Here is an 11,866-nt window from a genome sequence, read left to right as displayed (position 1 = left end):
CCTCTATTTTTATCTGACATCAATTGATCCCAATTTGTCTTCCAGCTTTTTTAGGGGATTTCAAATGTTTATGGACATTCCATATTGCGCTAATGTTTTGTTCAACACGTTCTGGAAAAGCTGAAGGTCTTCCTTCCTCCATGTTCATTCCCATTAACATCTGCTCACTAGTAGCTACAACTACAGACGCTCCATCTATTTCTGTTTGCATTTCAAAAAACACATGTAGTCTTTTTTTATCACAATCTAATAATTGTAGCCTAACTTGAATTGGTTGATTTTCTAATACTTCACGCAAGTAACATATATGTGTTTCTAACGTAAAGATAGAATAACCAAGTGTATCTCGTGTTTGTTCATCTAAGCCAATATGTTCGATAAAAGCGTCAACTGCCAAACTAAAAACTTTTGCATAGGCAGCATCATTCATATGACCATTATAGTCAACCCATTCATGCTGTACGACATCATTGTATTGAAAAGTATCTGATGGCATGTTTTCACCTCTTATGTTTTGATTATTTAAATTTTTGATGCTGGCCAATAATCCTCTACTAAATCAAGTAATTTCACTAAAAATTCATTACGTTTTTGTTCTAATTCTGAAACAGATGCCTGACCAGCATGATTTTCACAGCCGTTAATGACTTTCTCTTTTAATTCATCCGTTAATTCGGGTGCTTTTAATTTTGTCCATGGTAATTGTAAAGCAGGACCAAACTGTTCTAACATATGACGCATCCCTGCATCGCCACCAGCTAAATGGAACGTTAAAAATGGCCCCATTTGTGCCCAACGAAGTCCTGCTCCATAAATAATAGCCGCATCCACTTCTTCGGTAGTAGCAATACCGTCATTTACTAAATGAAGCGCTTCTCGCCATAATGCTTCCATTAATCGATCTGCAACATGCCCTTCAATTTCCTTTTGGATGATCAGTGGTTTCATTTGAAGGGAAACAAAAAATTGTCTTGCTTCTTCCATTTTTGAATCACTTGTTTCTTTGCCACCTACTAGTTCAACTAAAGGTAAGATATAGACAGGATTAAAAGGATGGGCTACTAATAGTCGTTCAGGGTGTGTAAGCCCAGCTTGTAGTGTAGATGGCATAATGCCAGAGGTGCTAGAGCCGATAATTGCATCTGCTTTTGCGTGTTTATCTATCGTTAATAAAACATCTTTTTTTAATTGTTCTCGCTCAGGAACATTCTCTTGTATGAAATCAGCTTCAGCAACTGCCTCTTCCATTGTATTTACAAATGTTAGTTTATCTTTTGAAGCATGATCAGCCATTCCTACTTTTTCTAAGCTTGACCAAACATTTTCTAATACTTTTATCGTACGCTCCTCTGCGCCTGGTGCTGGATCATATGCAATTACTTCATGTCCTTGAGAAAGGAAACGGGCAATCCAGCCATTCCCAATTACTCCTGTCCCAATTACTGCAACTTTATTTATTGTTGTCATTTTATTCCTCCTACATTCGGGTTTCTCAAGCCATATTGCTCTCTTGCTTCAGCTGGAGAAAGTACTTCTATTCCATTTTGATCTAATAGATTCATAGCTTTATCTACTAGTTGATCATTTCTTGCAAGCACTCCTTTACTTAAGTAAAGGTTATCTTCTAAACCTACTCGGACATTTCCACCAAGTAATGCTGCTTGCGAAAGGATTGGTAGTTGCATACGTCCGATACCAAATGCAGACCAATGCGCATTCTCAGGAATTCGATTTTTCAGATAGAGCATTGTTTCTGTATCTGCCTCTGCTCCCCAAGGAATACCCAGGCAAAATTGAAACATCGGATCACCATCAATCAATCCTTCATTGATTAACTGTTTTGCAAAACGTAAATGTCCTGTATCAAAACATTCCAATTCGGGTTTCACACCAGCCTGTTGAACAAGTTTTGCTTGTTCACGTAACCAATCCGTAGGACTCATGTAAAGCATATTTCCAAAATTGACAGATCCACAATCTAGCGTACACATTTCTGGCAGTAATTCACCTACTGGTTCATGTCGCTCAGCAGGTGTTTGTATATCTGTTCCTGCTCCTCCAGCTGCTGGTGTTTGTAAGCTAGGAATAAAATCGCCGCCACCGCCAGATGTAATATTAATGATAACGTCAGTTTCCGCATCACGAATACGATCTACGATTTCACGATAATGATTTACATCATGACTAATACCTCCTGTTTTTGGATCACGTGCATGAATATGTGCAACAGTCGCACCAGCCTTAGCTGATTCAATTGCTGCCTCTGCTATCTCTTTAGGGGTAACAGGGACATGTGAACTTTTATTCGTTGTATCACCTGCACCTGTTACTGCAGCAGTTAGCATAATTTTTTTAGCCAATGTTCACCACTCCTCTTCGTTTATTTCTTAGTCACAAAATTGTCGATTTAAATTTGTCTTCGTCGAATGCACAATCAAAACTATACCATCCGGACGGTACTCTTTCAAGGAGAAAACAGAAAATTCTCCATGATGAATGCGCTTTCTAATTTAGTTAAAACAGTTCTGATTCCTTATGTAGCAAGGGGTAAGCGTTTTTTATAAAAAAATTAAACTTTTTCTTCATAAAAGTAAATAATATAAACAAATATAGTCAAAACATACATATATATCCTTTATGTTTTGCAAAATGATGGAATAGGATGTAGGAAGGATTCGGCTGATGATAAAAAAAAAGAACATCTGTCTAATACTTTTTTTGACAAATGCCCTTACCATTGCATACTAATTATTCGTCGATTAATTCTAATAAAACTTTATACACCTCTTGCTTTTTCTTTTCTTCAATATGATAAATATCAAACAACTCAGCAAGCCAGATTCCGTCTGTTGCTAGACGAATAATGGTTGCTTTCATTGGATCAATTCCTTCATTTTCTATACTCTCTTGCCACTCTTCATATAATTTCCGAATAGGGTCTAAAAGGTCAGCATTAACAGCTTTTGCAGCCAGTAATCCAGCGTTCATGTCTTTATTTTCATATGTTTGATTAAACGTAACATCGACATAAGAACGTATCCACCTACCACGTTCATTTTCATCTTCTTTCGCATTGTTGGCTATTTTCTCACGGTAATTTTTAGCAAGATGTTCTACCATTCCTTCCACCAATGCCTCTTTGGAAGGGAAATGATACAACAAGCCCCCTTTACTTATTCCTGCTTCTACAGCAACAGCATCTAATGTCAAATTAAAAATGCCACGTTTACTAACTATCTTTGATGCTGCATTAAGAATTTCCACTTTTCTAGACAAACGTCCCATTTGAACACCTTTTCCTTTTAAAATTCAATATTTCACTTTTACTATACTATCCAGACGGTCTATATTCAAGTGAAAAATGGAACAAAGGATTGGGACAGGGGGGGCAGGCACCTTGTCCCACTTCAACAAATAATGGGACAGAGGGCCTGACCCCCTGTCCCATTATTCTGCAATCATTTTGTGTACGTTTGTTATTTCTGCTTGTGGAACGATATAATAATAAATATTATCAATCGTTGTTCCGCTTCCTTTGACTTGATAACTTTCAATGTTTTTGATTGTGTTTCGATAACCTGTAAATAATGCCTTCATATTATCAAAAGTCATACTTGTCGTCATATTATTACCTAATATATCTACTAAATCATTAATTTTAGTTACACTATCTAACGTTGCACCTTGCTTCACAATTGCTTCAATCACTTTACGTTGTCTTGTCGTGCGTCCAAAGTCACCGGCTGGGTCATCTTTTCGCATCCGTACATAATGCAACGTCTTGTCTCCATCCATTTCTACTGGGCCAATTGTAAAATCATACTTCCCGTCATTCCAGGCAATATCATTTTGAACAGTAATTGTACCTAATGCATCAACTAATTCTTTTAAACCTTCCATATTAATACGAACAAAATAATCTAATTCAATATCTAGAAAACTTTCCACTGTATTAACGGACATGTCTGCGCCACCAAAAGCATACGCATGATTAATTTTATCTTTATATCCTTTACCAATAATCATTGTTCGTGTATCACGTGGTATACTAACTAGCTGTATTTTGTTTTCTTTTGGTTTTAACGTCATGACTAATAACGCATCTGAACGTCCACTATCGTTTGTTCTTTCATCTACACCTAGTAATAATACATTAATTTGTTCTGTTGATCTCATTTTTTTCTCTGTTAAGCTTGTATTAATTGATGAAACTGGCTCATGCATTTTTTCATTTACCGTTTGTTTCACACTATCATAAACCGACCATGCATAAGCACCCATTCCTAACCCTAATACAAGAACAATAATTATCGGTGTTACTATCCACACTTTTTTATTAAAACGACGTTGCTTTGGATGACCCATTCTACAATCTTCCTATCTATAAAAAATATACAATATTTCCAACACCATTCCATTATACCAGAAATTTCATCTCACACAAGACTTGTTAGCATTCACTTTCTTTACTAAACTTCTATAAAAAAATGAAACTCTACTCTCTAAGTCTTTCTAAGTGGATAGCAATATACCCTAATTCTGACTCTGGAAAATCAATATGATAAGTAGCTGCTATCTGTTCACTCACTTCTTTCGCACAATGATAGGACTGAGAAAACTTGTCTTTAATCATCGTTAGCATTTCTGGATCCATTGAATATTGGTCACTATGTTTGACTCGATGTAATACAAAGCGCAAGTGCGTGATCAGTCGCTGATAGGAAATATCATCTTCTTTTATTTTTAAACCTAAATAATCTACTATGACTTGAACCATTTCACTTACAATCGTGGTCTGTCTTACCGTTTCTTTATAATTCCCTCCTGAGAGCTTCATGGTATGAATATGTAATGCAATAAAAGCTGCTTCATCAATCGGCATATCAATATCTAGTCTTTCTTTCATTTTTTTTAATGCCCATAAACCTATCTCAAATTCTTCTTTGTATAAGATTTTGATTTCATTTAATAATTTGTTTTTTAAATGCATACCATTTTGAATTCTTTCAATAGAAAATGACACATGATCGGTTAATGTGATATGGATATGCTCACTCAACTTCATACCAATCGTTTGTTCTGCGTAAGAAATAATTTCTTCCGAGATAATGAAATGTTCCTCAGAAATTCTGCTAAGAAGCTGTTGTAATTTTTCATTTTCTTTCATTACAAATAGTTTCTCTATCTTATTTTTATTAATGACATCATTTTTCTTTTTACCATAAGCAATTCCTGTGCCGACTGCGACTTTTTCTTGGTTGCCATCTACCACCAATACCGCATTGTTATTTAAAATTTTCTTTAATTTCATTGAAGCAACCTCCTTACAATTTGCTAGGAAATATCCCTTTATCACAAATTACATATCATCCCAATAAAAGGCACAAATATAATTATAAATTACTACGCTTACATAACTTAATTTATGCTAAATAATTACATTTGCAGCGTGTTTAGAACCTTTAATGTGCACGTAGCCAAAATGTCTATTACCTAGTTATGGGATAAAAAAATGGTGTACAGCAATAATCATAGTACACAAAATAAGCTAGTTAGGTTATTTCCTGCAAGTAATGCAAAGCCAAATACAACAATTATGAATGGTAAAATTACCTATTAACATGTTGTAAATATTTTAGTTCCATGATTTGATTTTAATACATTTCGACTAAAATAGCCAAGATATTTAATATTTTTTTAGCTAACAGCAATAACTTTTATACTTCAGCTAACCCCTTAGGAAAATTAGTCTCCTAAGCTGTTAAAAAAACTAATAAAAATGTACGTTTTTTCACAAAATTGTTTTATCCATTTGTTTTTAAAACAATCATTAGATCATTTAATTTAAAGGAAGAGCCAGTTTAATAAACTGGCTCTTTCACATTACTTATTATTTCTTCTTTTTACCGAAAGCATAACGATTGAACCCACTATCAGCAGTAGCGCAAAAGCAATTAAATTGAACATGTTTGTAGACGTATTTGGTAGTTCTTCATTCTTATCTTGGCCCTCATCTTCAGAGGAGCCATCTTCTTTATTGTTCCCTTGCCCAACCTGATCTTCTAATTGAGATAATGCTAATAACAAGTTTTCCTTTTCGGTAGAATCAGGTAATTTATTAACTAATTTTGTTGCCTTATCAAAATCCTCATTATTCAGTGATTCTTCTGCATTTTCCACTGCTTCTTTAGCAGATTGTAGTGCTTCTTTGGATAGAAGATTTGCACTTAGAACATTTATTTGATCTATCGCTTCAGAAATTTCTGCTTCTGTTCCATTAGCTAATAGATTTTCCGCTTGTTCCATAGCGTTAACTAGTTTACTGTAACTAGATGCCACGTAATCTTTTGCATTTATATCTTTTGCTTCTTGAAGTTCGGTTTTTAATTCTTTTACAGAAACTAAACTATCCTTTGCATTAAGCATAGATGACTTTAATGCTGCAAAATCTGTTGCACTTGCATTGTCTGAATCAGAAAATGCAATTAATTCATCCAGTACTTCCTTAAAGTCCTTAGCTGATTCTGTTGTATAATTGTCTATCGTTATATCTTTCATAGACTTAAGAAGGGCATTTACTTTTTCATGATCAGCTGCCATAACAAGTTGTTCCATTGCACTTGAAATAGATTCAATTGCAGATTGCACAGCATCTGCATCACCATTTTTCAAAATCCCTTTTGCTTCCATGTCTTGAAGCGCATCGGACAACGTTTGATAAGAAGCTGGTGTATAATTTGACTCATTAAACGCTTGTGCTTGAGCAATTTTCTCTTTTAAATGTTTCACATTGACCAAATCATTATACGTTGTTTTAAGTTGTTCGGTCATTTGAGCAATTTCTTTATCTGTTGCATCATTTGCTTCAAGCATCGCTTTCGCTTCATTTAATTTTGTTTCAAATGTATTAAATGATTCTTCCGTATAATGATCTGCAGCTAATTGATCATATTCTTCCACAGCAGATTTAAGTGATGACGTATCACCAGCAAATGCTAAATCTTTTTTCATTTCTTTGATTGTGGTGATCGCTTCTTGAACCTGTGCTTCTGTACCGGTTTTTGCTACTTCTTTTCCTGTAGTTATTGCATCTTGATATGCTTGGAAAGACGAAGCTGTATATAATGCCTCGTTCTCTAAAATAGCATCTGATTCATCAAGTAAATTAGACAACTCAGCTATATCTACCAAACTATTTTTGGCATTTTCTAACGTTTCTTTTGCTTCGACAAATTTTGTTGGAACAACTGCTGTCGTCTCATCTTTTTCCAACAATGCCTCTAATGCTGTAATTGCATCAATAAATGCTTGATAGCTTTCTTGTGTATAGGTCTCATCTGGATTAGAGATGGTACTATTAAATGCCTTTGCATCTTCTAGCGCTATCATTGCATTTTCTTTGCTAATGATTTCATACTTCAAATTGTCTTTAGCCTGATTGATTTTATTTGTTAATGTTTCCACATCTGTTACAGATAAATTATCTGGATTTGAAAGTTTTTCATCAGCCTCTTGAAGTACAAGTTCAAGTTCACTCCATGATGACTCAGTATAAAGTGTTTTGTCTAAATCTCTAGCTTGTTCAACTGCTTCTTGTAATACACTTGCGTCACCTTTTGTTTCAACTTGATCGATCGCGTTAGTTAGCGCAATTTTCGCACTATCAACTGAAATTTGGGCAACATACGGATTATCAAGAATATGTTGAGCTAAGCTAAGTGCTTCCTGATACGCATTAACACTTGATGTCGTTAATGTTGACGTGTCAATGTCTTGATCAATTGCTTGTTGTAAAGCTGTTTTATCAACAGAAGTATCTGATGTTTCTGTTAAAGATAATTCATAGATTTGTGGAATTTCTTCGTTCCAATCTATCTCAATATCATAAAGCAGCTTTTCAGATGGAATCACAAAACGATTTAATGATTGATTTAACGTTCCTAATGTGACAAGCTCATCATTTTCAGGGGTTGCTTTATCGGCCATTCTTGCTTTCACTGTTGTACCAGCATTCCCTTTACCTTGTAAAATAGTAATGGAATTTCTATCATTATTTTCGGAAATATGATAGGTTAGCTTTCCATTGCCTTCAGATGGAATGTACATCGTGTTTAAATCACCATCTATTAAATTGGATGGTTCTCCACCTTTTTCTTCCATAACCGTCGCATCAAATGTTGCATTATTTGCAACCGGATAATATTTACCATCATTTATAACTAATTCGTTAATCTGTACCCAACGATTCACATCTTGTGTCGTTTCAATCTTAATATATTTTGCACGCTTGTTTATATTTTCAGCTAAAACCGTATTATATGATACTTTATGATTTGGGAAAGAGTCATTGATATCAGCATTTCGATTGTCATTAGGCTCTTGATCTCCTATTTCCATCACTTTCTCCCAATTTTTCTTATCTGTTGAAACAGATACAATACCGTCATAGATGAAATCTAACGTTGAGTCATGTACATAAATTTCTAATTGATCTAAGTCAATTTCTTGACCAATATCATAGATTAAATGCTTCCCTTGACGTTGGTGATCTTTAAAAACAGTCGCTGTCGTTAGGTCACCATCAACCGATTGGTCCAGTCCATTTGGTTCATTAAATGTAAAATCTTCTATATGAAGTGGTTCATATTCTGTTGATGTGGCAACAAATGCATTAATATCAAATGTCACATCGCTTCCAGTTGTGTTCAACAATCGGATATAGCGAGCAGATGGAACATTGGTAGGGTCATCAACAGTTGTCCATTCATATTCATTTTTAGCAACTTGTAATTGCAAATCTGCAGCGCTTGCTGATAGATCCGTCGTTACTTGATTTAGATCATGAATGCGATCTAATTTAAGTCCGACATATTCCCCATCTTTTAGCGTAATACCTTGGGCTGGCTGTAATTCAAATCTATCTTTATCAAATCTTGATTTTAAATCAATCGTATTAGCATTTGTATATGCATCCAGATTATATTTAGCAGCCTCTACTTTAAATGTTCTAAATCCAAGCCAACGCGTAATTTCCTTTGTATTCTTTATACGGACATAGCGTGCAGTAATTTCTTCGCTCGTTAAATCCTCTTCTAATTCCGTCACATTTGAATATGATTTATAGGTTTGATAGGTTTCTCCATCCGTAGAGTACTGTAAATCAAATTCCTCAAATTTATCATTCAGATTATTAGGTACACCAAGCTCAATGTTTACTTTACCTAGTTTAATTTTTCTACCTAAATCCAAGCCAAGATAATCGCCTTCTAAAGTCACATCATTTGGATTATTTCTAGGGTCATAGTAAATATAACTTGAAGAATTATCATCTGTTAATGCACTTACATCATTTGTTCCACCATGGAAAATCCAATCATCTGTTCTAATAAGAGATGGCTCTAATGGTTCTGTATCTATCTCTTCTTCAGTCTCTATTGAAAATTCTCTAAAGGCCGCCCATTTTGGATTGTTTTCTCCTTCTCCCTTAATAGGTTTTGATGGATCAACAATAAAACGTACTTTTGTTGTTGTAATATCTAAGCCTGATTCTTCTACTACATTTTTATACTCACCGTGAGAAGTACCAGTCGTATCTTTCCATTGTTCTGTCTCAGCATCAAAGTATTGAAATTTCCCATAAAAGAAAGCATCTTTATCTGCAGCATTTTTCCCTTGTAATACCTTTAAACCTTTAATAGAAATTGGTTTATTAAACTCGATGCCTACATAATCACCTTGCGCAATATAACGATTAAACCAAACTTTTGAACTATCATCGCCATCAATAAGGTTTTCTAATTTCCCTTGATAGATGTCCCCATTTCCATAATTAGAAATTGGCTTCATCACCAATTGTTCCACATTGAGGAGTTGGTTAACTTCTGAAGATAGACTTTCTTTTAAGTTCTCCGCAAATGGAATTAACCGTTTAGAACCTGGCAGTGCTTTTTTCGTTCCGTTAATGACTGGTCTATCATGTGTTTTACTTGAATCATAAGCTGCCTTTCCTTGTGAAAAGTTAGCCCAAACTGCATTATCATTATTATTTTCTAATGCAATAGCGGTGTTAATAAATGCAATGGATGCATGTGCTAAGTCTTTTAATGATTTAGCAAAAGGTTCCACTTGTTCCTTCATTCGCTCGTTTTGAGAGTTCTGCATAAATGTATCGCTAGCTTTAGCTATTTTTTCAAATTCTTCAATTAACGTATTACCAATATCAATAATAGACTCATTGGCATTATATTTTTGATTAAATTGTTCAAGTAATGGTTTTATTTCTTCTGACTCACTTAGTACTAACCCATGGCTGTTAGGTTTAGGGTCTTGCATATGTCTTGCGAGTGTACGAAGTGCGTCGCCTGCATTTTCATCAACATATTTGAATGAATCGTACCAACTTTTATCTTCATTGAAATCATTGACGTTCCAAGCATAGTCACCTACAGCAAAGAGTGCTACCTTAGAAGGTTCTGCATCCTGCATTGGGTTGGATACAACACCACCTAACCCAGTTACACCTTTATTTAACATTTCACCTTTACCCATAAGTAGGCGATTCATATTAACATCGTTTACTGGCCAATTAAGCCAAAATACTGGATCACGACGTGGACCTTCTTCTTCCGTTCGATTTCTCGTTTTAAAATTATCGATCGTTTGTTGCGTGATATGACCTAACACACTGTCACCAGTCCACATTATATGGGTATCTTCAGAAAAGCCTGCATCATGTACATCTAGTTCATTCCAATTAGCCCATGCCGTGTTATAGCCAGCTGGTACAGTAATAAAATCGTAAATGTCACCTTTCTTTTCTGCCCATTCGTCTAAATCGTTCATCACTCGTACAACTAATTCAGGTGAAATACCACCAGCATCATCACCTAAAACACCAAATTGTCGAACACCAATGTCATACAGTTGGTTAAACTTATCTTTAATTGCTTCAATACCTTCATCATAATTACTCTCATTTATGCCGTTATGCATATATGGATGGATGGTAAATGCGAACTTCACCTTATTCTTTTTACCTGCATCTACCATTTTTTTTATTTCATTTAAACGTTCTTCTGGATATGGTTTTCTCCATTGACTATTGTGATAGGGATCGTCCTTTGGTGCAAAAATATAAGATGTCATCTTAAAATCCCCACCAAATTCCATTAGAGAAATTCTATCTTGATCTGTCCAAGGAATACCGTAGTACCCTTCAATAAATCCTCTTACCTTCGTGGAAGCAAAATCATTTATTTGTAAATTATGAATCGTTTTGCCCTCTATTTGATTTAAAATATGCTTTAAGGTTGTCACACCATAAAAAGCTGCATCTGTATTTTTTCCTAAGATTGCAATCGTTCCATCTGTTACATATAAAATATAGGAGTCTGTTTTTTGGAAGAAATCTGCATTTGAAGAGACATTCTCATCGAAATATTTGTCTACAAATCCTTCTGAACCTTCTGTTCCTACTAAAATATTTGTAGTTCCTTCAACTAGATGATCAGATTCAGAAAGTGATACCTTTTTCGCATCAAATATTTCATTTGTTCGATCTTTTGTTGGTTGATCAATTGTACGTTCAAATACTACATTTGCATTTGTACGTATAACAAATTCACCCTCGTGATACTGAATGTCTTGTGGAGTTGGGTAAATTTCATAACGATCTGAATTTTGACTTTGTTCATTTGCATATACTGGATGACCAATTGGAATCCCACTAGTAACTAGTACGACAGCCATTAAAACAATCAAACATTTTTTTATCTGATTTGCCACATTTATACCCCTTTTACTTTTTTAAATATACTATTTATCTACAGAGTAAGAGCTTCATGCTGTCCAATATAATTATGTTATG

7 protein-coding genes are annotated in these 11,866 nt (G+C 34.7%); all 7 read right to left on the bottom strand.

The genetic code is table 11. From position 1 onward, the window contains the following. Nucleotides 1-19 precede the first annotated feature (19 nt). The 7 genes from BN1058_RS02725 to BN1058_RS02695 all read right to left on the bottom strand — a co-directional run bounded on the left by BN1058_RS02725 (nt 20) and on the right by BN1058_RS02695 (nt 11,784). Complete coding sequence (locus BN1058_RS02725) at nt 20-496, bottom strand: thioesterase family protein (protein WP_090852516.1); 477 nt, start codon at nt 494-496, stop codon at nt 20-22. 26 nt (nt 497-522) lie between these two features. Then, a complete protein-coding gene (locus BN1058_RS02720; protein ID WP_090852513.1) occupies nt 523-1,467 on the bottom strand; it encodes an L-carnitine dehydrogenase in 945 nt (314 codons plus the stop codon). Next, nucleotides 1,464-2,360, bottom strand: a complete 897-nt coding sequence (locus BN1058_RS02715; RefSeq protein ID WP_090852509.1) for a beta-keto acid cleavage family enzyme — start codon at nt 2,358-2,360, stop codon at nt 1,464-1,466. The genes BN1058_RS02720 and BN1058_RS02715 overlap by 4 nt, the downstream gene beginning before the upstream one ends. Before the next feature lie 388 nt (nt 2,361-2,748). Next, nucleotides 2,749-3,285: a TetR/AcrR family transcriptional regulator gene (locus tag BN1058_RS02710; RefSeq protein WP_090852506.1), complete on the bottom strand. Its 537-nt coding sequence runs from the start codon at nt 3,283-3,285 to the stop codon at nt 2,749-2,751. Between the two features lie 162 nt (nt 3,286-3,447). After that, nucleotides 3,448-4,365, bottom strand: coding sequence for an LCP family glycopolymer transferase (locus BN1058_RS02705; RefSeq protein WP_090852503.1), 918 nt, complete (start codon nt 4,363-4,365; stop codon nt 3,448-3,450). A gap of 130 nt (nt 4,366-4,495) precedes the next feature. Beyond that, a complete protein-coding gene (locus tag BN1058_RS02700; protein ID WP_090852501.1) occupies nt 4,496-5,311 on the bottom strand; it encodes a PRD domain-containing protein in 816 nt (271 codons plus the stop codon). A 572-nt stretch (nt 5,312-5,883) separates the two neighbouring features. Next, nucleotides 5,884-11,784 (bottom strand): beta-N-acetylglucosaminidase domain-containing protein, encoded by a 5,901-nt coding sequence (locus BN1058_RS02695; protein ID WP_090852498.1) that lies wholly within the window; start codon nt 11,782-11,784, stop codon nt 5,884-5,886. Between the last annotated feature and the right edge of the window lie 82 nt (nt 11,785-11,866).

The organism is Paraliobacillus sp. PM-2 (assembly GCF_001368815.1).
Taxonomy (GTDB): Bacteria; Bacillota; Bacilli; order Bacillales; family Amphibacillaceae; genus Paraliobacillus.
The sequence above is the reverse complement of the archived record's forward strand: the minus strand, read 5'-3'. Positions and strand labels throughout refer to the sequence as shown.

Coding starts and splice junctions, on each gene's coding strand:
- BN1058_RS02725 (WP_090852516.1), bottom strand. CDS start 496: ATGCCATCAGATACTTTTCAATACAATGATGTCGTACAGCATGAATGG.
- BN1058_RS02720 (WP_090852513.1), bottom strand. CDS start 1,467: ATGACAACAATAAATAAAGTTGCAGTAATTGGGACAGGAGTAATTGGG.
- BN1058_RS02710 (WP_090852506.1), bottom strand. CDS start 3,285: ATGGGACGTTTGTCTAGAAAAGTGGAAATTCTTAATGCAGCATCAAAG.
- BN1058_RS02705 (WP_090852503.1), bottom strand. CDS start 4,365: ATGGGTCATCCAAAGCAACGTCGTTTTAATAAAAAAGTGTGGATAGTA.
- BN1058_RS02700 (WP_090852501.1), bottom strand. CDS start 5,311: ATGAAATTAAAGAAAATTTTAAATAACAATGCGGTATTGGTGGTAGAT.